General features: G+C 24.5%; 31 protein-coding genes and 1 pseudogene. 12 read left to right on the forward strand and 20 right to left on the reverse strand.

All coding sequences use genetic code 4. The features are described from left to right. Positions 1 to 56: 56 nt before the first annotated feature. Positions 57 to 878, reverse strand: a complete 822-nt coding sequence (locus AACL02_RS01135; RefSeq protein WP_339042252.1) for an IS1595 family transposase — start codon at positions 876 to 878, stop codon at positions 57 to 59. Between AACL02_RS01135 and AACL02_RS01140 the strand changes: the two genes are divergently transcribed. The 8 genes and pseudogenes from AACL02_RS01140 to AACL02_RS01175 all read left to right on the forward strand — a co-directional run bounded on the left by AACL02_RS01140 (position 824) and on the right by AACL02_RS01175 (position 6057). Next, entirely contained in the window at positions 824 to 949 is a 126-nt protein-coding gene (locus tag AACL02_RS01140) for a hypothetical protein (protein ID WP_339042254.1), read from the forward strand. The genes AACL02_RS01135 and AACL02_RS01140 overlap by 55 nt on opposite strands. A gap of 202 nt (positions 950 to 1151) precedes the next feature. Then, entirely contained in the window at positions 1152 to 1292 is a 141-nt protein-coding gene (locus AACL02_RS01145) for a hypothetical protein (protein WP_339042256.1), read from the forward strand. A gap of 61 nt (positions 1293 to 1353) precedes the next feature. Next, positions 1354 to 1518, forward strand: coding sequence for a hypothetical protein (locus AACL02_RS01150; RefSeq protein ID WP_281748104.1), 165 nt, complete (start codon positions 1354 to 1356; stop codon positions 1516 to 1518). Positions 1519 to 1825: 307 nt separating this feature from the next. Beyond that, complete coding sequence (locus AACL02_RS01155) at positions 1826 to 2131, forward strand: SemiSWEET family sugar transporter (RefSeq protein ID WP_339042258.1); 306 nt, start codon at positions 1826 to 1828, stop codon at positions 2129 to 2131. Between the two features lie 41 nt (positions 2132 to 2172). After that, positions 2173 to 2886 (forward strand): glycerol-3-phosphate 1-O-acyltransferase PlsY, encoded by a 714-nt coding sequence (plsY, locus tag AACL02_RS01160; RefSeq protein ID WP_339042260.1) that lies wholly within the window; start codon positions 2173 to 2175, stop codon positions 2884 to 2886. Positions 2887 to 3053: 167 nt separating this feature from the next. Continuing rightward, positions 3054 to 3320, forward strand: a complete 267-nt coding sequence (rpsO, locus tag AACL02_RS01165; RefSeq protein ID WP_339042262.1) for a 30S ribosomal protein S15 — start codon at positions 3054 to 3056, stop codon at positions 3318 to 3320. 110 nt (positions 3321 to 3430) lie between these two features. Next, positions 3431 to 4669: an IS256 family transposase gene (locus tag AACL02_RS01170; RefSeq protein WP_339043469.1), complete on the forward strand. Its 1239-nt coding sequence runs from the start codon at positions 3431 to 3433 to the stop codon at positions 4667 to 4669. Between the two features lie 270 nt (positions 4670 to 4939). After that, a pseudogene (locus AACL02_RS01175) lies at positions 4940 to 6057 on the forward strand (IS3 family transposase). A gap of 246 nt (positions 6058 to 6303) precedes the next feature. On the opposite strand, the gene AACL02_RS01180 reads toward AACL02_RS01175, so the two are convergent. After that, entirely contained in the window at positions 6304 to 7434 is a 1131-nt protein-coding gene (locus AACL02_RS01180) for an Mbov_0401 family ICE element transposase-like protein (protein WP_339042264.1), read from the reverse strand. 302 nt (positions 7435 to 7736) lie between these two features. On the opposite strand from AACL02_RS01180, the gene AACL02_RS01185 reads away from it, so the two are divergent. Together AACL02_RS01185 and AACL02_RS01190 are read left to right on the forward strand one after the other, a co-directional pair. Then, entirely contained in the window at positions 7737 to 7931 is a 195-nt protein-coding gene (locus AACL02_RS01185) for a hypothetical protein (protein WP_339041801.1), read from the forward strand. Positions 7932 to 7956: 25 nt separating this feature from the next. Further along, positions 7957 to 8211: a hypothetical protein gene (locus tag AACL02_RS01190; RefSeq protein WP_339042266.1), complete on the forward strand. Its 255-nt coding sequence runs from the start codon at positions 7957 to 7959 to the stop codon at positions 8209 to 8211. 186 nt (positions 8212 to 8397) lie between these two features. Here AACL02_RS01190 and AACL02_RS01195 read toward each other — a convergent pair whose 3' ends face one another. The 5 genes from AACL02_RS01195 to AACL02_RS01215 form a co-directional block, all read right to left on the reverse strand. Further along, entirely contained in the window at positions 8398 to 9219 is an 822-nt protein-coding gene (locus AACL02_RS01195) for an IS1595 family transposase (protein WP_339042268.1), read from the reverse strand. Beyond that, complete coding sequence (locus tag AACL02_RS01200; RefSeq protein ID WP_339042270.1) at positions 9131 to 10474, reverse strand: hypothetical protein; 1344 nt, start codon at positions 10472 to 10474, stop codon at positions 9131 to 9133. The genes AACL02_RS01195 and AACL02_RS01200 overlap by 89 nt, the downstream gene beginning before the upstream one ends. 219 nt (positions 10475 to 10693) lie before the next feature. Then, positions 10694 to 11137 carry a hypothetical protein gene (locus tag AACL02_RS01205; protein WP_339042272.1) on the reverse strand — a complete coding sequence of 148 codons (444 nt, stop codon included), beginning with the start codon at positions 11135 to 11137 and terminating at the stop codon, positions 10694 to 10696. A 209-nt stretch (positions 11138 to 11346) separates the two neighbouring features. Next, entirely contained in the window at positions 11347 to 12168 is an 822-nt protein-coding gene (locus AACL02_RS01210; protein WP_339042275.1) for an IS1595 family transposase, read from the reverse strand. 589 nt (positions 12169 to 12757) lie between these two features. Then, a complete protein-coding gene (locus AACL02_RS01215; RefSeq protein ID WP_339042277.1) occupies positions 12758 to 12931 on the reverse strand; it encodes a hypothetical protein in 174 nt (57 codons plus the stop codon). A gap of 385 nt (positions 12932 to 13316) precedes the next feature. On the opposite strand from AACL02_RS01215, the gene AACL02_RS01220 reads away from it, so the two are divergent. After that, complete coding sequence (locus AACL02_RS01220) at positions 13317 to 13829, forward strand: IS1595 family transposase (RefSeq protein ID WP_339043471.1); 513 nt, start codon at positions 13317 to 13319, stop codon at positions 13827 to 13829. A 194-nt stretch (positions 13830 to 14023) separates the two neighbouring features. On the opposite strand, the gene AACL02_RS01225 is transcribed toward AACL02_RS01220, so the two are convergent. The 12 genes from AACL02_RS01225 to AACL02_RS01280 all read right to left on the reverse strand — a co-directional run bounded on the left by AACL02_RS01225 (position 14024) and on the right by AACL02_RS01280 (position 21401). Next, positions 14024 to 15586 (reverse strand): hypothetical protein, encoded by a 1563-nt coding sequence (locus tag AACL02_RS01225; protein ID WP_339042279.1) that lies wholly within the window; start codon positions 15584 to 15586, stop codon positions 14024 to 14026. 238 nt (positions 15587 to 15824) lie between these two features. Further along, positions 15825 to 16646: an IS1595 family transposase gene (locus AACL02_RS01230; RefSeq protein ID WP_281747836.1), complete on the reverse strand. Its 822-nt coding sequence runs from the start codon at positions 16644 to 16646 to the stop codon at positions 15825 to 15827. Further along, complete coding sequence (locus AACL02_RS01235) at positions 16558 to 17196, reverse strand: hypothetical protein (protein ID WP_339042281.1); 639 nt, start codon at positions 17194 to 17196, stop codon at positions 16558 to 16560. The genes AACL02_RS01230 and AACL02_RS01235 overlap by 89 nt, the downstream gene beginning before the upstream one ends. A gap of 58 nt (positions 17197 to 17254) precedes the next feature. Then, entirely contained in the window at positions 17255 to 17803 is a 549-nt protein-coding gene (locus AACL02_RS01240; protein WP_339042283.1) for a hypothetical protein, read from the reverse strand. 79 nt (positions 17804 to 17882) lie between these two features. After that, a protein-coding gene (locus tag AACL02_RS01245; RefSeq protein ID WP_422397832.1) for an IS3 family transposase occupies positions 17883 to 19006 on the reverse strand; the annotation gives its coding sequence in 2 pieces (ribosomal slippage) (positions 17883 to 18730 and positions 18730 to 19006; 1125 coding nt in all). Positions 19007 to 19147: 141 nt separating this feature from the next. Continuing rightward, entirely contained in the window at positions 19148 to 19384 is a 237-nt protein-coding gene (locus AACL02_RS01250; RefSeq protein WP_339042285.1) for a hypothetical protein, read from the reverse strand. A 154-nt stretch (positions 19385 to 19538) separates the two neighbouring features. After that, on the reverse strand, positions 19539 to 19724 hold the full coding sequence (locus tag AACL02_RS01255; protein WP_339042287.1) for a hypothetical protein: 186 nt from the start codon (positions 19722 to 19724) through the stop codon (positions 19539 to 19541). A 1-nt stretch (position 19725) separates the two neighbouring features. Further along, entirely contained in the window at positions 19726 to 19914 is a 189-nt protein-coding gene (locus tag AACL02_RS01260) for a hypothetical protein (RefSeq protein WP_281748785.1), read from the reverse strand. Between the two features lie 40 nt (positions 19915 to 19954). Next, positions 19955 to 20113: a hypothetical protein gene (locus tag AACL02_RS01265; protein WP_281748786.1), complete on the reverse strand. Its 159-nt coding sequence runs from the start codon at positions 20111 to 20113 to the stop codon at positions 19955 to 19957. Between the two features lie 15 nt (positions 20114 to 20128). Next, positions 20129 to 20953 carry a hypothetical protein gene (locus AACL02_RS01270; RefSeq protein WP_339042289.1) on the reverse strand — a complete coding sequence of 275 codons (825 nt, stop codon included), beginning with the start codon at positions 20951 to 20953 and terminating at the stop codon, positions 20129 to 20131. A gap of 11 nt (positions 20954 to 20964) precedes the next feature. Next, positions 20965 to 21201 carry a hypothetical protein gene (locus AACL02_RS01275; protein ID WP_339042291.1) on the reverse strand — a complete coding sequence of 79 codons (237 nt, stop codon included), beginning with the start codon at positions 21199 to 21201 and terminating at the stop codon, positions 20965 to 20967. Beyond that, positions 21201 to 21401 (reverse strand): hypothetical protein, encoded by a 201-nt coding sequence (locus AACL02_RS01280; RefSeq protein ID WP_339042293.1) that lies wholly within the window; start codon positions 21399 to 21401, stop codon positions 21201 to 21203. Before AACL02_RS01280 ends, AACL02_RS01275 begins: the two co-directional genes overlap by 1 nt. A gap of 11 nt (positions 21402 to 21412) precedes the next feature. Here AACL02_RS01280 and AACL02_RS01285 point away from each other — a divergent pair, with 11 nt between their 5' ends. After that, complete coding sequence (locus AACL02_RS01285) at positions 21413 to 22168, forward strand: IS1595 family transposase (protein ID WP_339042295.1); 756 nt, start codon at positions 21413 to 21415, stop codon at positions 22166 to 22168. Here AACL02_RS01285 and AACL02_RS01290 read toward each other — a convergent pair. After that, positions 22154 to 22453: a hypothetical protein gene (locus AACL02_RS01290; RefSeq protein ID WP_339042297.1), complete on the reverse strand. Its 300-nt coding sequence runs from the start codon at positions 22451 to 22453 to the stop codon at positions 22154 to 22156. The genes AACL02_RS01285 and AACL02_RS01290 overlap by 15 nt on opposite strands. Positions 22454 to 22725 lie beyond the last annotated feature (272 nt).

Below are 22725 nucleotides of genomic sequence, written 5' to 3' on the forward strand. Positions count from 1 at the left end.
TAATTTTATCACATAAATGCTGAGAAAATCCTATCTACGGACTTCTCCCCACATTTTTAAATCAAACATAGAATTACAGTTTCAAAACTAGGTATCTTGTTGAATTTATATGCAGCTTCTTTAGCATATAAATGAACATGATGTTTTGCAACTTTGATATGTGTTTTAAATGTTCTTCTTATATGTTTTCAAACTGATTCAATTTGGTTGGTATTTACACCAATTTTTGAAACATAGCCATCTTGATGGTTAACTGTTTCATGCTTAGTGAAAACTGATTTAAAATCGCAATATCCTTTTCAAGAATCAGTATATACAAGACATTTTGAAGAAATGTGGTTTTTTGCAAACTGCAAAATATTTTTACTCTTTGCGTTTTTCAATACTTTCACAATTAAATTATTGGTTGTTTTTTGATAAATGCCAACAATCAAGGTTTTATTCACCAAGGATCTTCCTTGTTTTTTAAAACCCATATGTGAAAGATACATTTCATCAATTTGCACTGTACCTTCAACAATAAATTGAGGTTTTTGTTTTGCAATACGTGTTCTGATTTTATGAGTCATTCTTCAAGCAGTTTTCAAAGTCACTCCCAATTCTTTTGCAATATCTGTTGATGGAATTCCATGTTTGGTGTTTATTCATCTAAAGATAAGATAAAACCAAGATGTTAAAGATGTTTGTGACCTTGAAAATATGGTGCCTTTGAGAATGCTAAATGTTTGATTACATTTTAAACATCTCATTCTTTTTAAATCAGAAGTATTCAAATTAAAACTAAAACACCTAATACATTTGTTTTCTTTCAAATTTGCTATATATGCAAGACATTGCTGTTCAGTTTGAAAAGCATTTTTGAATTCATTCAGTTTCATTATTCCCTCCACAAGTACATGTGGGGAGAAGTCCGTTTTTAAAAAACACTTTCATAAACCAAAAGAATTAAACTATATGCTTTTTCACTTATTTAATAGAATAACTGATATTGAAGAAATTGAAGAAATCAAAAATAATATTCTTAAAATAGAAAAAAATAATTAATCAAAATTTAACAAAAAAGTTTTAAAAATAGTTAATACCATAGAAAATAATAAAATTTGTTATAATTGAGTAGAGTAATTATGATATGAGGAAAGGAATTTATATACATGTGACCATTTAAAAAAAGGGATAAAACCGGAGAAGCAAAAGATCAAAAAAAATGTGATTGTTGTGGGAAAATGAAAAGTTCATCTGAATGTACTAAAGCAGCAGATGGTAAATGTTTGTGTAAAGATTGTGCTAAATAAATATATTAAATAAGTGTGTCATTAACACACTTATTTAATATATTTAGAAAGGAAGGATATAATGAAATGATTCAATAAAAAAAACAAAAAAACTGATGATGAACCTTTAACAAAAACCGTAAAATGTTTTGATTGCGAAATGATGTTTGAACCTTTTGACATTCTTGATACAAAAGAAGGGAAATCTTTATGTAAAAAATGTTTCATTAAAGAAGAAGAAAAATAAATTAATGATGTGTTTAGCAAAACACATTTTTTATTATTTAAAATAGGCTTTTATCAGCATTTATGTGATAAAATTAAAATAGTACATAAAGGGAGAAAAGCCCTAATTAAAACAATAAATACTTCAGGTCTTTCTATTTTTTCATATAGTATCTATCAACTGGGAGGTCTTACTTTTTTAATATTTGGCATACTTCGTAATGATATTCCCATGATTACTTGTCAAACTATTACTGCTATACTAAATTTCATAATAATTGGGATTATTGTTAACAATTTAATTAAACAAAAAAATAAGGAGGAAAAAAATGTCTAATATTGCAATTGATATTATTGGATATATAGGTGCCTTTTTTATTTCGGTTGCCTTTTTACCACAAACTATTAAACTAATTAAAACTAAAAACACAAAAGGTTTATCGTTAATTTCTTATAGCATATATCAAATAGTATTAACTTCATTCATAATTTATGCTAGTTTAATTAAAAACATTCCCTTACTAGCAGCAAATGCCTTTGGCACAGTTATTAATATCATATTATTAACATTAATAATTTATAATTTATATTATAATAATAAAGATAAAAAGAACAATTTAACTTCCAAAAAATAAAATTTTTATTAACATAATACTTGCACAAGAATGGAGAAAAAATGGAAAATATTAATCTATTAGGAACTTTTATTTTTATTATCATTGGTTATTTAATTGGCTCAATCTCACCTTCAATTATTATTAGTAAAATAAAATTTAAAACCGATGTTAGAGATTATTACTCTAAAAATGCTGGTGCTACTAATTCAACACGAGTTATGGGTGGTAAATGAGGAGCTATTATTTTAATTATTGACGGTTTTAAGCCCGCTATTCCTATTTTAATTGCATACGGTTTAACCTTTATCAATATTACTAATCCTAATTATGAAACAATGTTTAAACAAGCATATATTTATCCAACTGGTCTTGCTGCAATTATTGGTCACTGTTGACCACTATTTTATGGTTTTCGTGGTGGTAAAGGAGCTGCATCTTCATTAGGAGTACTATTAATGATTAATCCTATTTATTGCGTTATCACAATTGCTAGTTGATGATTTATTTTATATTTAAGTAGAATGTCATCTTTATCTTCAATGTTAATGATGATACTTGCTTTTATCTTATCATGAATACCGAATATGCCACTGCATGCTTTTCTTTCCCAACAAGACACTCAATACTATATTGTTAATATAATTATGGCTCTAATTTGAATATTAATTATTATTCGTCATTGAGATAATTGTAAAAGAATTCTTAATCATACTGAACGTAAAGTGACTATTTTTGATAAAAAAAATAAAAACGCAAATGAAGAAAAAAAATAAAAAATCATCTCTTTATACAAAATTAATAAAAATATTTTTTGAAAAAATGCTTGTTTTATGTTTAAAATTAATGTATTATTATAACCGTGTTGACTTAACATTGTTAATATTCTCTCCGATATTAGCTTTGCTTAAGCCGAATTATATTTAAAGGAGAGTTGTCAAATATGGAACAAATTAAACAAGATGAATTGATTAAAAAATTTAGCTTAAATGCCAAAGATACTGGTTCTTCTGCAGTTCAAATTATTAATTTAACAAAAAGAATTTTAGAATTAACAGCCCATCTACAAGTACAAAAAAAAGATATTACTGCAAAACGAAGTTTGTTAAAAATGGTAGCAAGCAGAAAACGCTTCTTAAAATACTTTAAAAAACAAGATGTTGCTACATACAATAAATTATTAACAGCACTATCACTAAAAGATAACTAATATTAAATCAGTATTTGGAAATGTTTAGTAATCTGTGTAACTTACAAAAATAACTATGTTTAATTAATTCTAGTAAATATAATTAAATGACTAGAAAGAGTGAGTTACAGATGGCTAAAAAAGATAACTTTAATAATAATCATCCAATATCAAAAGCAGTAGATTTATTACTAGAAAATACTGAAGATTTAACAACAGTTTTTAAACCTGGCGGTTTATATAAAGAATTAACAAAAAGATTAGTTGAAAAAATGTTGAATTCTGAAATGCAAAATTATTTAGGATATGAAAAAAATCAACATAGTACTACTGAAAATGCTCGTAATGGTACAAGTTCAAAAAAATTAATAACTCAACAAGGTAAAATTGAAATTGATGTACCAAGAGATCGCAATAGTAATTTTACTCCTGTAATAGTTCCTAAAAGGCAAATAAGATTTGATGGTTTTGATCAACAAGTTCTTTCCTTGTATGCAAAAGGAATGACATTATCTGAAATTAGAATGCAGTTGCAAGAGTTATATCATGGTGCTGATATTAGTGAAAGTGTTATTAGTCAAATTACTGATGATGTTATTGATGATGTTAAAGCATGACAAAATCGACCATTAGAAAGTATTTATCCTATTGTTTATTTTGATTGTATAGTAGTTAAAGTACGACAAGATAAACGGATTATTAACAAATCAGTTTATATAGCATTAGGAGTTGATTTAGAAGGCAAAAAAGATGTTTTAGGATTATGAATTAGTGAAAATGAATGTTCTAAGTTTTGATTATCTAATTTCACAGAAATGAAAAATCGTGGCTTAAATGATATTCTTATTGCTTGTAGTGATAATTTAACAGGCATGTCAGAAGCAATACAATCAGTTTATCCTAAAACAGAACATCAATTATGCATTGTTCATCAAATTAGAAATAGTTTAAAATATGTTTCATACAAACATCGAAAAGGTCTAGTTGCAGATTTAAAACCAATTTATAGTGCATGTAGTGAAGAACAAGCAATGCAAGCTTTAGAATCGTTTGAAAGTAAATGAAATAAACAATATCCTCAAATTACTAAATATTGATATAAAAATTGAGATAATTTAATGGTTTTTATTAGTTATCCAGTAGAAATCAAAAGAGTGATTTATACTACAAATGCTATTGAATCTGTTAATAGTCAATTACGAAAAATCATCAGAAATAAAAAAGTTTTTCCTAATGATATGGCAGTTTTCAAAATATTTTACTTGGCAATTGAAAATATAACAAAAAAATGAACATTGCCTATTCAAAATTGAAATACAGCAATTGCTCATTTTATGATAAAATTTGAAGAGAGAATTAATCTAAATTAGTAACTTTGTAAAACAAAGATACACAGATTATTAAAAAGCCTCCAGTATTTACTTATTAATACTGATTTTTTTTATATACATCTAAATAATATTAAACATAGAAATAAATTTACAAATGATTTAAACGATAATAAAATTAATACTAAAAGTGTTATAATATAATGGGAGATTGTCAAAAATCCGGAATAAATTAAATCTATATAGTGGATGGGTTACACTTTATTGGACACTAATTACATAGACAAGTGAACAAAGAAAGGAACTATAATTATGGACAATATTAACTCATATACCGATGAATTTAAAAAACAAATAGTAGCTTTATATCAAAGTGGCAAATCAGTATCTTGCCTTGTTAAAGAATATAATGTTACAAGAGCAGCTACTTACAATTGAATTAAGCAATTTACTAATTCAGGTAGTTTTAAAACTAAAGATAATCGTTCTGTTGAAGAAAATGAATTAATTAAATTAAGAAAAGAATTAAAACAATTAAGAATGGAAAATGATATTTTAAAGCAAGCAGCACTAATAATAGGCAGAAAGTAGAGATTATTGCAAATAATAAATCTAAATATAAAATTCGCACAATGTGTCATTTTTTAAAAATCTCTAAATCAACATATTATTTTAATTTAAAGAAAAAAAATAAAATTCAAAATAATATTTATGAACAAGCTGTTATTAGTGCTTTTAAAAAAAATAAAGAAGTTTATGGTACTAGAAGATTAAAAGTAATTCTAGAAAACCAAGAAATTTATTTATCAAGACGAAAAATTAAAGAAATTATGAATAAACATAATTTAATATCAAAATACACTAAATTATCATTCAAAAATTATCATAATAAAGTCAATGATAGTCAAATAACCAATCTTGTTAATAGAAACTTTAATAATAGAGTTAAAAATGAAGTTATTGTTAGTGATTTAACTTATGTTCAAGTAAATGGTAAGTGAAACTATATTTGTTTATTAATTGACCTATTTAACCGCGAAATAATTGGACATAGTGTAGTTACTAAAAAAGATGCATCATTAGTATATCAAGCATTTATGCACTCAAATCGCTGTTTAAAAGATATTCAAATATTTCATAGTGATCGCGGTAATTAATTTAATAATAAAATTATTGATAAACTTTTACTAGCATTCAATATTAATCGCTCTTTAAGCAAAAAATGTTGTCCTTATGATAACGCTGTTGCTGAAGCAACCTTTAAAACTTTCAAAACCGAATTTATTAATGATAAAAATTTTACATCATTAATCCAATTAAAATTAGAATTATTTGATTACATCAATTGATATAACAACATAAGAATTCACGGCACTTTAAACTACTTAACTCCAGTTAATTATCAAAAACAAATGTCTACCAAAAAATAGTCCTAAAAAGGGTTGCCATTCCATAGTCTTATTATATTTCAGACAAGAAATAATTTGGATTTTTATGAAATTGTATTTAAATAATATAATTTTTTTAACTTAAATGCAACTAAAATACTTATTTTTAAAAATTACTAAAAAATTAAAAAATAAATTTAATATTTATACACAACAAAAATTCTTATTAAAACACATTTAATAAGTTTTATTTTATTTTGATTTTTTAAAAAAAAATTCAATTTTAATCTATAATAATTGTATTTCTGTATTTATCTTATTACATTTAAAAATAACCATTTTAATATAAATTAAAATATTATATGTTCTATTACCAAGCATTTCTTTTAAAACATGTCAAATATTTGTTTCAGTATAACAACCAATATTTCATTTTGCACTTTGATTTTCAATACCTTGTTTATTATTTTTAAAATATTTTTTCTTTAATTTTTTATGATTATCTAATTCTTTATATAAATATTCAATTAATTTTTCATATTGACCATTATTAATTAAATTTTTGCAATAATTATATTCTTTTAAATATTTTCCTTTATTTCCAGCCATTATACCAAGATATAATGTTCTAATTAAATGGAATTTATCTAAAACAAACTGTGTACTTAAATAATCAGCAACTTCTTTAATTCATCCTGCACTATCACCACAAATAATAATTTTTGCTTGTTCAATGTTTTCGTAAAATTTTTGACAATGTTCTTTAACAAATTCAGCAGTTTTTTTAACTCCAATTTTTGTTTTTGTTGGTCTAATAATTGCTTTTACTCTTTTATTTTGTACTTTGTGATTAATATTATCTGTATATGTTACTATTAATCGCATAGAATGTTTTGTACCTTTACGTTTAAAATTTCAAAATTTTCGATGACCATCATCAATTGCTACAAAAATAGGTTGATTTTTTTCTAATTTTACTTTTACTGGATTTGCTTCAACTATTTCAAAATTTTTAAAAACTCTATGAACACTACTAACACTAATGCCTGCTTTTTTACAAATAACACAAATATCACGATATCTTTTTCCATCTGCAAAATTTTCAATAATAGTATCTTCAATATCTTCACCAATTCTTTTATATTTAGGTAATTGTAGTATTTCATCAACTAAACAAACACGAATTCATTCTTGTAATTCTTCATTAAAATATTCATAAATTCTTCTTTTATATGTTACCATTCCATATAATGTTTTTCTTGTTCGATATTGATAGTCAACAATTTTATATTTCTTTTTATCTCTTGTATTTTTTATTCTTCAATCTCATTTTTCTCATTTCTTTGTTATATGTTCTAAAATTAAATTATCAATTTTTGCACTTTGTTCTCTAAAATTTCATTTATAATTAAAATTCACATTTACTTCTCCTAACTATTTTAAAAAAATCTAAATTTATTGTAAATAATTTAAAAAAATAATTTACTGCATATATTATATAAATATATAAGTGTAATTTTAACTAAAATAAAAAATTATTTAAAAAAACCACTTTCATATTTAAAATATAATAAACAATTTCAATATAATTAATAGTATAGGTATTACAAAATAAACGCCTTTAATTTAGGCGTTATTTTGCATTTAAAAGCATACTTGTAAAAATAATCAAAAATAGTACAATTTATAAGTAAAATCAAGGAAAAAAGGAGTAATTTAATATGAAAACATCTAAAAATAATACAACAACATGATATGTAGATAATATAAATGGAGTTAGACAATCAATCACTTATAATGAAGAAGTATGAGAACATATAAATTTAAATGAAGTAGTAGAAGATAAAAAAATAAAAAACAATAAACAAAATATCAAAAAAAGTAAATGTTGTTCAAAACGTTGTACAATTTTATAAAAATATAAGTAAGGAGTAATTTAATATGAAAACATGAATAAAAACAAATTTAAGTAAAATAACATTAGCATTAGCACTAACTGGTGCAATAAGTGGAGTAACTGGTTTAATAATTGGTTCAATAACACATCACAAAACAAATAATTTACAATATTTTTTAGATTATGATGGTAAGGTCCACTGGGGGGGGCTTGTACAACGATATGGTCAGAAAAAAAAGATGATATTCATAAAATATATTTATATATTTCAATTAATTCTGCATCTAAAAGTGATGTAAAATGAGATGGTATTTATCCTAATGGATATTTTAATAAGAAAATCTAAATAAAATGGTTTATTATGAAAAATAATAGAAAAATTCAAATAGTATGATTAATTTTAGGCTTTTCTCCCTTTATTTACTATTTTAATTTTATCACATAAATGCTGAGAAAAGCCTATCTACGGACTTCTCCCCACATTTTTAAATCAAACATAGAATTACAGTTTCAAAACTAGGTATCTTGTTGAATTTATATGCAGCTTCTTTAGCATATAAATGAACATGATGTTTTGCAACTTTGATATGTGTTTTAAATGTTCTTCTTATATGTTTTCAAACTGATTCAATTTGGTTGGTATTTACACCAATTTTTGAAACATAGCCATCTTGATGGTTAACTGTTTCATGCTTAGTGAAAACTGATTTAAAATCGCAATATCCTTTTCAAGAATCAGTATATACAAGACATTTTGAAGAAATGTGGTTTTTTGCAAACTGCAAAAGATTTTTACTCTTTGCGTTTTTCAATACTTTCACAATTAAATTATTGGTTGTTTTTTGATAAATGCCAACAATCAAGGTTTTATTCACCAAGGATCTTCCTTGTTTTTTAAAACCCATATGTGAAAGATACATTTCATCAATTTGCACTGTACCTTCAACAATAAATTGAGGTTTTTGTTTTGCAATACGTGTTCTGATTTTATGAGTCATTCTTCAAGCAGTTTTCAAAGTCACTCCCAATTCTTTTGCAATATCTGTTGATGGAATTCCATGTTTGGTGTTTATTCATCTAAAGATAAGATAAAACCAAGATGTTAAAGATGTTTGTGACCTTGAAAATATGGTGCCTGTGAGAATGCTAAATGTTTGATTACATTTTAAACATCTCATTCTTTTTAAATCAGAAGTATTCAAATTAAAATTAAAAAACCTAATACATTTGTTTTCTTTCAAATTTGCTATATATGCAAGACATTGCTGTTCAGTTTGAAAAGCATTGTTGAATTCATTCAGTTTCATTATTCCCTCCACAAGTACATGTGGGGAGAAGTCCGTAGATAGGCTTTTCTCAGCATTTATGTGATAAAATTAAAATAGTACATAAAGGGAGAAAAGCCAAAATTAAATCATAATTACCGGCACCAAATATTCCGCTGATTTCAATCCTATTTAAATTATTAATAGGATTTTCAATTTGTAATTCAAATTTATTGTCATTATCAATTTGTGAAATTTCTTTAGAAAATTCTAATTTGGAAAATAATTGAGATTTATTAGAACCATATAAATTTAAAGCATTTTCAATTTTTATTTTTCCAATAATTGCTCTTGTAAAGTATTTGCCATATTCACCATTACCTAATGTTCAATCAGCTGGAATTAATGAAGGTATGTTATTACTTTCTAATTCATTAATTATAGATAGTCAGTTAAATTGGTTATCATCTAATTTGAATAATTCATTTTGGCTAATGTCATTATTTTTTAATTTAATATTATTTATATCTGTAAAATCAAAATATTGAGATTTTAATATTACTTTTACATCTTTAAACTCTCAGACTTCATCAGGATTTCTATGAATTGGATTTGATTTTAATTCAAAATAATAAGGTAATAAAATTTTATTATCATCATTTAAACCTTTATTAATTGACATACTTGAATAAATATTATTTGATAACATAATAATTATTTTTTTAAGTATTTGTACTTGTGGTAAATTTACATAATTTGGGTAATCTAATTTTCATTGTTTAAACAAATTGCTAATTACTTCTTCAGGTTTTTGTCCTTCAAATTTTGCACGTAATTGTGATATTTTTTGTTCAAGATGTGATGGGTCAAAACCATCAAAGTTTCTATTATAACTATATGTATAAGTTAACATGTCTAATAATACTTTTTGTAAACTATCAATTGGTGGTCTATCTTTTATTTCAAGCTCAACATCATGAAATTTATTAGTTGTAGAAATAAATAAATTATAGTTACCTACTAAAAATCATGATTCTAATTTTTTATCTTTTAATTCTATTTCATCGGCTAATGGTCATACTTTTAAATTTTTAGTAACATCATAACCTAATTTAGCATTAGTTACTCTTGCATTATTAATAATTTCTTTTCTTGTTTCACTTCCACCACCAATAGCAATTAAGTCTAAAACTGATTTTTCTTGAGCAATAAATTGTTTTGCTAGATTTAAAGGTAATATTTGTTCACTAAATCATTGTTGTAATATTCTAACTTTTGGTTGAGTTTCAATAGGCATTGATAACAGCGGAAATGCTATCTTATCTTTAACAAATAACTTTGGGTATACTTCCTATATTGTCAACTTCACCAAGTACCTTTATATTGCCAAAAATCATGCTTCTAGGGGCTTTAATTTTTAAACCAGTTACTTTTGTATCTTTGTCTAATGGTTTTTGTAATTTAATAATTATTGGATAACCATCTCTTGTTTTAAAATCTTTAATTTTAATAATAGTTATACTTTTATTACTTCTTGTTTTTTGATTTTGATAAGGTTGTGAATAATTATTAATGATATATAAATTATCAATCGGACTTCTCCCCACAAGTACATGTGGGGAGAAGTCCGTTGGTTATTTTCGGGATTAAATAATTTTAATTTAACAGTTAAATTATTAATTTCTTGTTCATCATTAATATTAAATGTTTTACTATTTAATAAATCTTTATCCATACGTACTAATATTTGAATAAATTTAAGAATATCAATATTAAATTGTCATAATTTTTGTTCAATATAATTAATGGTTGAAATATTTACTGCTGTACTTTCGGGAACTGATTGTTGTGCTGACTTTTTTTGACTTGGTATATGAATACCACAACGTTTAAATATTTCATTAACATTTCAATCATATATATCAGTTAAATTTTTACCTTTAAAATTACTACTTGTCATATTAATATTTTCATTTTTTTCGTTATTATCTCCGCCACTTTTAAATAAATAATTTTTAGTAACTAATTCTCTTACTGCTTGTTCTAATGTTGATTGAACATTACCATAAGTTTGATTAAAAATAAATGGCTTTTCTCCCTTTATGTACTATTTTAATTTTATCACATAAATGCTGAGAAAAGCCTATCTACGGACTTCTCCCCACATTTTTAAATCAAACATAGAATTACAGTTTCAAAACTAGGTATCTTGTTGAATTTATATGCAGCTTCTTTAGCATATAAATGAACATGATGTTTTGCAACTTTGATATGTGTTTTAAATGTTCTTCTTATATGTTTTCAAACTGATTCAATTTGGTTGGTATTTACACCAATTTTTGAAACATAGCCATCTTGATGGTTAACTGTTTCATGCTTAGTGAAAACTGATTTAAAATCGCAATATCCTTTTCAAGAATCAGTATATACAAGACATTTTGAAGAAATGTGGTTTTTTGCAAACTGCAAAAGATTTTTACTCTTTGCGTTTTTCAATACTTTCACAATTAAATTATTGGTTGTTTTTTGATAAATGCCAACAATCAAGGTTTTATTCACCAAGGATCTTCCTTGTTTTTTAAAACCCATATGTGAAAGATACATTTCATCAATTTGCACTGTACCTTCAACAATAAATTGATGTTTTTGTTTTGCAATACGTGTTCTGATTTTATGAGTCATTCTTCAAGCAGTTTTCAAAGTCACTCCCAATTCTTTTGCAATATCTGTTGATGGAATTCCATGTTTGGTGTTTATTCATCTAAAGATAAGATAAAACCAAGATGTTAAAGATGTTTGTGACCTTGAAAATATGGTGCCTGTGAGAATGCTAAATGTTTGATTACATTTTAAACATCTCATTCTTTTTAAATCAGAAGTATTCAAATTAAAACTAAAACACCTAATACATTTGTTTTCTTTCAAATTTGCTATATATGCAAGACATTGCTGTTCAGTTTGAAAAGCATTGTTGAATTCATTCAGTTTCATTATTCCCTCCACAAGTACATGTGGGGAGAAGTCCGAAATAAATTTAGGTGAATTTAAAATGGTATCTAAAACAATTTGTTCATAAATAACATCTAACGCTTTAATTTTATCCATTACTTTATTACAATCTGCTAATTCATTTGCTTTATTTCTCATAATTGCTATTGGTATATAATTAATATTTAATGTTTGTTCTTGTTCTAAATTAGGATTATTAATAAATGATTTAAAATTTAAGGGAAATTGTTTTTTATTATCGCTAATACTATAAATTGCACGATTAATAGTTACTTGTTCATTATTTAATGTATAAACTTCAAATAATCTTACCATTTGTGCATTTTGCTCATAACTATCATAAAAAATAGTACATTGAATTAATTTACCAGTAATATCATAAACTCTTTGTTGTATATCAACAACTTGAAAATATAAATCATCATTAGCAATAAAAATTAAATAACCACTAATTCCTAATTTACTTAATTTAAAAATAGAATTTCAATTTTTTCTATAAAATTCTTGTTGAATTAAATATTGTTTAATAGTTTCATTATTAATATCTAATGGAGCATTATATAAATTAGCATTATTTTTCTGCTACAAAATCAGTGAAATAAGTTTCATGATTAAAATCATTAAAACCAAAATAATTTAAAATTGAAGCATGCGTACTTTTATTTTTATTAGTTAAAAATTTTACTTTTTCATTTTGATTATCACTAGTATTTGTTTTATCTTTTCTAAAAAATCTACCTAACATAATATTCAACACCTTTCCTTAAAATATTTGATTAATTTTTACGGACTTCTCCCCACATGTACTTGTGGAGGGAATAATGAAACTGAATGAATTCAACAATGCTTTTCAAACTGAACAGCAATGTCTTGCATATATAGCAAATTTGAAAGAAAACAAATGTATTAGGTGTTTTAGTTTTAATTTGAATACTTCTGATTTAAAAAGAATGAGATGTTTAAAATGTAATCAAACATTTAGCATTCTCACAGGCACCATATTTTCAAGGTCACAAACATCTTTAACATCTTGGTTTTATCTTATCTTTAGATGAATAAACACCAAACATGGAATTCCATCAACAGATATTGCAAAAGAATTGGGAGTGACTTTGAAAACTGCTTGAAGAATGACTCATAAAATCAGAACACGTATTGCAAAACAAAAACCTCAATTTATTGTTGAAGGTACAGTGCAAATTGATGAAATGTATCTTTCACATATGGGTTTTAAAAAACAAGGAAGATCCTTGGTGAATAAAACCTTGATTGTTGGCATTTATCAAAAAACAACCAATAATTTAATTGTGAAAGTATTGAAAAACGCAAAGAGTAAAAATCTTTTGCAGTTTGCAAAAAACCACATTTCTTCAAAATGTCTTGTATATACTGATTATTGAAAAGGATATTGCGATTTTAAATCAGTTTTCACTAAGCATGAAACAGTTAACCATCAAGATGGCTATGTTTCAAAAATTGGTGTAAATACCAACCAAATTGAATCAGTTTGAAAACATATAAGAAGAACATTTAAAACACATATCAAAGTTGCAAAACATCATGTTCATTTATATGCTAAAGAAGCTGCATATAAATTCAACAAGATAACTAGTTTTGAAACTGTAATTCTATGTTTGATTTAAAAATGTGGGGAGAAGTCCGTAGATAGGCTTTTCTCAGCATTTATGTGATAAAATTAAAATAGTACATAAAGGGAGAAAAGCCAATTTTTAATACAATTTTTACAATAATAAATATAATTAAACCAGCAACTGCAGAAGATAATAAAAATCCTATTAAACCTAAAATCACTTTTATAATTTTTCAAATCATAATATTATTCCTGTAATTCTTCTAATTTTAAAAGTTGGCCAAATCTTGAAGGGTCACTAACAATAGCAATTGTATCATTCTGCATTTGTAAAGAAAGCATTATTCTACCATTAATATTATCTCAATCCAAAGTTTGAACATCAGTATTTAATTCACCATATAAAAATTCTTTACAAATAAAAGCAAATTTTTTATTACTGAATTGGCTTTCAAAATTATAATAAATTTTATATTTAGTATTTGATTTAAAAGTATATTTAATATGATTTATATTAACTTTTGTTCCTACTTCTTTTCAATTACCATTATTTATCATTTTCTTTTCATCTTCATGTAATTCATTTGATAATTTTACAAAATCACCTTCAAGTATTCAAACTCTTTTATGTAATTCATTAACTGCATCAACTATAGTTTTATTATAAGTTTGTAATTCTTTAATAGAAGCACTCTTTAAAAGATTTAAAATAAAAATTGGATTAATTTTAAAAACTTTTTCTTCTAAAACTTCATTTATTTTTTCTTGAATAACAAAAATTTCATCACTAAAAAATGGTTTTAATTTATCAATAGTTAAATTAAAATCTTTATTTTTAAGTTCATTAATAGCACTAACAACAGTTTTATTAGTAGTTTCTAAATTAGGAATTTCTTGACCAATAGCATTCATAGAAAAAGCAATTGGAAATAATGATTTTGTATCTTCTAATTTATCATCAACATATTTTTTATTTGGAATATCTAAATCATCTGTTACACTAGGATTATCTCTATAAGTTAATGTTTTTATTCCTTTTTTAATTACTTTATTTATTAAATCAGTAGTAGTATTTTTATCTTCTTTATTATTAAATATTCTATTTTCATCTACATTACCACTACTAGTAGCACTAATTTTATTATTTTCATCAATAGTAATATTTTCACCTTGAATCAATTTATCTTGTTTTTTATCTAATAAGTCATTAGTTTCTATTTTTGTATAATAATCACGTTCAGTATTTTCTGCTGCTATAAATTCAATTGGTGTACCATTTCCAATATATTGATATAATTTATTATTATCTAATCAACCTTTATATTTTGTAGATGAAGTTTGTACTATAAAATTTTTAGTATTAAAATCAAAAGAAAGTGTAATGTTAATATTATCTTCAACAATAATTTTTTCAACAACAATGAACATTTGCTCTTTTGTCAAATTATATTCAATAATAACTTTTGTTAATTTTGAAACAGAACTACTTAATTGCTTACTATCAAAATAAACATAAGTTCAAGGAACAATATATCATTTGTTTGTATATAAGTCATTATTATCAATTTTCTTTCATAATGGGCTAGTTTCAATATTAAATCAATTATTTTTAATATCATCAATACTTTCATTAGTTTTAGTTAATTCATTATTCAATTTAGTTATATTATTCTCATTTGTATTAATTCTTTTTTGTTGTTTAGCAGAAAAATCACATGTTGCAGCATGTGTATAATCACCAATTTGTGGATTGTTTTGTAAAGCTTCGGGTGGTAATGTGCCAATTTCATCAGGTCAATCTAAAATCATTGTTTCAGTTTCTTTATCATAATCAGTTGCAACATAACCTTTATTAATAAATTTACTAACAGGACCTCTATATATTTCATTTTCATTATCATCAACTAAATCATCATATAATTTAATTTGTTTTAATAATGTAAATTCTTTTTGTTCTTTAATTAAGGCTTTTCTCCCTTTATGTACTATTTTAATTTTATCACATAAATGCTGAGAAAAGCCTATCTACGGACTTCTCCCCACATTTTTAAATCAAACATAGAATTACAGTTTCAAAACTAGGTATCTTGTTGAATTTATATGCAGCTTCTTTAGCATATAAATGAACATGATGTTTTGCAACTTTGATATGTGTTTTAAATGTTCTTCTTATATGTTTTCAAACTGATTCAATTTGGTTGGTATTTACACCAATTTTTGAAACATAGCCATCTTGATGGTTAACTGTTTCATGCTTAGTGAAAACTGATTTAAAATCGCAATATCCTTTTCAAGAATCAGTATATACAAGACATTTTGAAGAAATGTGGTTTTTTGCAAACTGCAAAAGATTTTTACTCTTTGCGTTTTTCAATACTTTCACAATTAAATTATTGGTTGTTTTTTGATAAATGCCAACAATCAAGGTTTTATTCACCAAGGATCTTCCTTGTTTTTTAAAACCCATATGTGAAAGATACATTTCATCAATTTGCACTGTACCTTCAACAATAAATTGAGGTTTTTGTTTTGCAATACGTGTTCTGATTTTATGAGTCATTCTTCAAGCAGTTTTCAAAGTCACTCCCAATTCTTTTGCAATATCTGTTGATGGAATTCCATGTTTGGTGTTTATTCATCTAAAGATAAGATAAAACCAAGATGTTAAAGATGTTTGTGACCTTGAAAATATGGTGCCTGTGAGAATGCTAAATGTTTGATTACATTTTAAACATCTCATTCTTTTTAAATCAGAAGTATTCAAATTAAAATTAAAACACCTAATACATTTGTTTTCTTTCAAATTTGCTATATATGCAAGACATTGCTGTTCAGTTTGAAAAGCATTGTTGAATTCATTCAGTTTCATTATTCCCTCCACAAGTACATGTGGGGAGAAGTCCGTTAATTAATTCATCAACTTGATTTCTAGTATAAAATGCTTTTAAATCAATTTTTTCAACATCTATTTCATCATCATTATAACTTGAAAATATTTGTTTTAATTCTGTTAATCTTGCTCATATTTTCATTCTACTTGGTGCTAAATCTCAAACATTAATCGTAGGAGTACTATTTGCACTAAATTGATTACCATTATTAAATTGAATAGTTGCATCAACATTAAATTCAATTGGTGTACGATTAAATACTCAATGTTCTACCATTACATAAACCATATCTCTTAATGTTTCTTTAATTAATTCATCTTTAAAACTATCAAAAGGAAATTTAGATAAAATAAAATCAAGATAAGCATTAATATCATTTTGAGCACGAATAGCAAAAGTTTTAAATCAATCATTAACATTAGGTCATGTTTGTATATATTGCTGTGGCGTTTCTGTAATTTTTCCAGTTAATGGATATCAGTTATTATAATTTTCTAAACTGACATCAGTTCAAAGTTTATTAATCATATTTTATCATTCCTTAAAAAATGCTTTTTTATAATGTTTAGTTTTTGTTTTAGTTTTTCTATGTGCTATATGAATAATTTCTTTTAATATATAAATAATTACCATTTAATCTTAATTGTTGTGCAATTTCATTATCAGTAATTAAACCTTTATTATCTGCCAAGTAAACTATACTATCATAAAGAGCATTAGTAATAAAGAATCTACAATTTGCAATATTTCTATATTGAAATAATGTATTTCATGCCCCCAACATTGCTTCTACATATTTAATTGCTTGTGATTTTGGTTCTGTTGATTTTTCAATCATAAATTTAATTGCATATTTTGCAATTACATTAGTATTGTTATTAGCTAAATAATCTGCTAAATCATTAGCAACTTCATATTGCATACTTTGTAATAAATTTTGTCCATTTTCTACTAATAAATCTTTTGCTGCAATTATTTCGCCAGCAACAGCTTCTTCTGTAATTTCTTTAATAATTTTATCTGTATCAGCATATCCGACATCTATTCTTTTACTCTTATCATTTCATTTAAGAACTTTAACTTTTGGGTCTTTTGGTTTTTTAACTATAAATTCAATTCTTGTTGAATTAACCATTTCGATAGGAAAAAAACTTGCCCATGGACTATTTGATTGTTTAAAAAATTATATAATGGAATGGCAACCCTTTTTAGGACTATTTTTTGGTAGACATTTGTTTTTGATAATTAACTGGAGTTAAGTAGTTTAAAGTGCCGTGAATTCTTATGTTGTTATATCAATTGATGTAATCAAATAATTCTAATTTTAATTGGATTAATGATGTAAAATTTTTATCATTAATAAATTCGGTTTTGAAAGTTTTAAAGGTTGCTTCAGCAACAGCGTTATCATAAGGACAACCTTTTTTGCTTAAAGAGCGATTAATATTGAATGCTAGTAAAAGTTTATCAATAATTTTATTATTAAATTCATTACCGCGATCACTATGAAATATTTGAATATCTTTTAAACAGCGATTTGAGTGCATAAATGCTTGATATACTAATGATGCATCTTTTTTAGTACCTACACTATGTCCAATTATTTCGCGGTTAAATAGGTCAATTAATAAACAAATATAGTTTCACTTACCATTTACTTGAACATAAGTTAAATCACTAACAATAACTTCATTTTTAACTCTATTATTAAAGTTTCTATTAACAAGATTGGTTATTTGACTATCATTGACTTTATTATGATAATTTTTGAATGATAATTTAGTGTATTTTGATATTAAATTATGTTTATTCATAATTTCTTTAATTTTTCGTCTTGATAAATAAATTTCTTGGTTTTCTAGAATGACTTTTAATCTTCTAGTACCATAAACTTCTTTATTTTTTTTAAAAGCACTAATAACAGCTTGTTCATAAATATTATTTTGAATTTTATTTTTTTTCTTTAAATTAAAATAATATGTTGATTTAGAGAGTTTTAAAAAATGACACATTGTGCGAATTTTATATTTAGATTTATTATTTGCAATAATCTCTACTTTCTGCCTATTATTAGTGCTGCTTGCTTTAAAATATCATTTTCCATTCTTAATTGTTTTAATTCTTTTCTTAATTTAATTAATTCATTTTCTTCAACAGAACGATTATCTTTAGTTTTAAAACTACCTGAATTAGTAAATTGCTTAATTCAATTGTAAGTAGCTGCTCTTGTAACATTATATTCTTTAACAAGGCAAGATACTGATTTGCCACTTTGATATAAAGCTACTATTTGTTTTTTAAATTCATCGGTATATGAGTTAATATTGGCAATAATTATAGTTCCTTTCTTTGTTCACTTGTCTATGTAATTAGTGTCCAATAAAGTGTAACCCATCCAATAAATTCTGGTGCTTCTACTAATTTTTCGGTATTATCTAAATTTTGTTTGAATGGTACTGCCATTTTTTATTTTCCTTACTTATAATTTATTTTTATTTTTATAATCCAATAAAGCATTTTTTATTGAATTTGGTTGATTTGTTATTATTGTTTGTGGTTTGCCACCTGTATTAATTGTTTCTTTAAATACTGGTTGTTCTTTAATCATTTTTTTAATAGTTTCTTCAATTTTTGAATTTTCTAAATTATTAGTTTTAAATTTTAAATAATCATAAAATTCAGTTTTAACTTGATATTTTTTAAATATATTAATCATTTCTTTTTCTTTAATTTCTTGATTAAGTTTATTTAACTTATTTTCTGCTTCATTAACTTTTTCCTCCTGTTCTTTCGGTTTTTATTTTCAGTTAAAAGTTCAGTTGTTTGTTGAACATTATTTTCATTTTCTAACATTTAATATTCTCCTAATCTTATCCCAATAATCAATCTTTAACTAATTGTGGCATTTCACTTATTAATTTTTTATAATCATTAACTGCATTTTCTAATGTATCAATATCAGAAAATTTAAAACAATTATCAATATGTAAATCAAAATATCTATCAATACTAATATCTTGTTTTCTATATTTTTCATTAAATTCAATTTTTGTCATATTATTTTTCTCCTTTATTAATCTTTTCATTTAATTTTGCTAATTTTTTTTGATGTTTTATAATTTTGTTATTTGCTCTAACATGTTTTGGAGTTGTAATAAATTTTTTTAATAAAACAATAATTTCTCTGCAAATTAATGTTCCAACACTTGTTCCAATAATTATTAATTCATGTAAAAATTCTTTCATTTCAATATTTTCCTTTCAATTATTTATTATTTATTTTTGATTATTCATCAAATTCACCTTTATTAATTCTTTCAATCATACATTTTGCATCCATTAAAAGATTTGCAATTAAACGTTCATTCAGTCGTATATCTTCTAAATCTTTTTCATGTTGTTTTAATTTATCATTGTAATATTCAAGTAATTTTTCTTTATTCATTATTTTTCACCTCCTTTATAAACTCATGTGATTATAATCTCAATTTAATGAAGTATTATCATTATTTAATGGTACTTCGCTCATATTATCACTACCATATTGACTAGTTGTTTCACTATTAATTGTGAATCTATTATCATTAATTAATGTTGCAGTTTCATTATTAAATGAAGTTTCTTGCATTTCTTGAATATGATTAGTTGTTTCCATTGGTAGTAAATTATGGATTATTTCACTTGCACCAGCAATTATGGTAGGTACTGCATAAGCATTATTAAAATCATTATTAATACCCATTGCTACACCACTAGAAATTAAACAACCACCAGTAGCCATATTACAAATCTTTCTTATTGTTTCAAATCTATTAGGAATTAATTCAGTTAATCCACTGATAAGATTTGATATACCATAAGCATTTAAACTAATATAAGTATCTCAATCCATTAATGACTGATTTTCTTGTTTATTTAATAGTAATCATGGAGGACCTTCTGTTGTAGTTGTAGTAGTTATTGGAGTTGGTGTTTTTGGAATAATAGGAGTAATATTATTTTCACTTCATTTACTATAATTTGCTAATCCAATTGTTCCTAAACCTAATAATATTTTTTTAGAACTATTAATTAATTTAGTTTTAGTATTTGGTCTTTGATTTAAATTTCAAATATCTAAACCTAATTTTTTACCAAATAATAAACTATTAATTGAACCTAATACTGGATTTACAATTACTTGACCATAATAAGCACTTGTACCAATCATTGCACAAATTGGACTTATTCCAGTTCTAATTAATTTAATTAAAGTATAATTTGATTGATTTTCTATATTTGGCATTTTATTCTCCTTTAATTTTCTAATTTTTTAATTGTTACTTTAATTCAACCTTGATAAACATCATTATCACCAACTATTAATGCAACATTACTTTCTGGGTCCGAAACAATTATGTGTTTGGATTTAACATTTGGGTATTGTCTTAAAATAATTGCTCTAATATCATTACTTGTATGAATTGCTTTTGGAAATGGTGAAAATATTTCAATTTCATCTTTATTTTCAAACAAAGTAGGTAATATTATCATTAGTCAAATTCTCCATTTTCAATTCTTTCTTTTAAAGAAAAGACATATTCTGTATAAGTTCTATGTGGATTTTTATCATTTATAATTTCATCGATATCTAAAATTAATTTCGGACTTCTCCCCACATGTACTTGTGGAGGGAATAATGAAACTGAATGAATTCAACAATGCTTTTCAAACTTAACAGCAATGTCTTGCATATATAGCAAATTTGAAAGAAAACAAATGTATTAGGTGTTTTAGTTTTAATTTGAATACTTCTGATTTAAAAAGAATGAGATGTTTAAAATGTAATCCAACATTTAGCATTCTCACAGGTACCATATTTTCAAGGTCACAAACATCTTTAACATCTTGGTTTTATCTTATCTTTAGATGAATAAACACCAAACATGGAATTCCATCAACAGATATTGCAAAAGAATTGGGAGTGACTTTGAAAACTGCTTGAAGAATGACTCATAAAATCAGAACACGTATTGCAAAACAAAAACCTCAATTTATTGTTGAAGGTACAGTGCAAATTGATGAAATGTATCTTTCACATATGGGTTTTAAAAAACAAGGAAGATCCTTGGTGAATAAAACCTTGATTGTTGGCATTTATCAAAAAACAACCAATAATTTAATTGTGAAAGTATTGAAAAACGCAAAGAGTAAAAATCTTTTGCAGTTTGCAAAAAACCACATTTCTTCAAAATGTCTTGTATATACTGATTCTTGAAAAGGATATTGCGATTTTAAATCAGTTTTCACTAAGCATGAAACAGTTAACCATCAAGATGGCTATGTTTCAAAAATTGGTGTAAATACCAACCAAATTGAATCAGTTTGAAAACATATAAGAAGAACATTTAAAACACATATCAAAGTTGCAAAACATCATGTTCATTTATATGCTAAAGAAGCTGCATATAAATTCAACAAGATACCTAGTTTTGAAACTGTAATTCTATGTTTGATTTAAAAATGTGGGGAGAAGTCCGTAGATAGGCTTTTCTCAGCATTTATGTGATAAAATTAAAATAGTACATAAAGGGAGAAAAGCCATTAATTTTTCTTTATATTCATTAATATATTTTTGGGCAATTTTTCTTCTTATATTTTCAACTTTTATCATATGTTTATCACAAAAATATCTTACTTGAACATTATCTTTATCTAATTTTGTTGGTAAATTATTACAATTTGTTATATGTTTACCAAGTTCATTAACTTCACTAAAACAACATGGTATATTTTCTTTATTCATTATCAATGTCTCCTAAATTTCTTCAACTTCTTCTATTTCATTTATTAACTGATTCTAATCAACAACTATTACAGGTATTGGATAAAAAGTTTTCTTTTACTTTATTGCACATAGAACATTTATCTTCATATTTCATATTATTTCTCCTTATTTTCAATTTGATTAGCAATTTCACTTAATATTTTTAATACTTTATATTCATTTTTTAATTCTTTACTAATAAATATTAAAAATATTATTAGTGTTATGCTTGTTATTAATATTGGTACTAT

The sequence above is a fragment of the Spiroplasma endosymbiont of Apeira syringaria genome, assembly GCF_964020205.1.
GTDB classification, from domain to species: Bacteria; Bacillota_I; Bacilli_A; order Mycoplasmatales; family VBWQ01; genus Spiroplasma_E; species Spiroplasma_E ixodetis_A.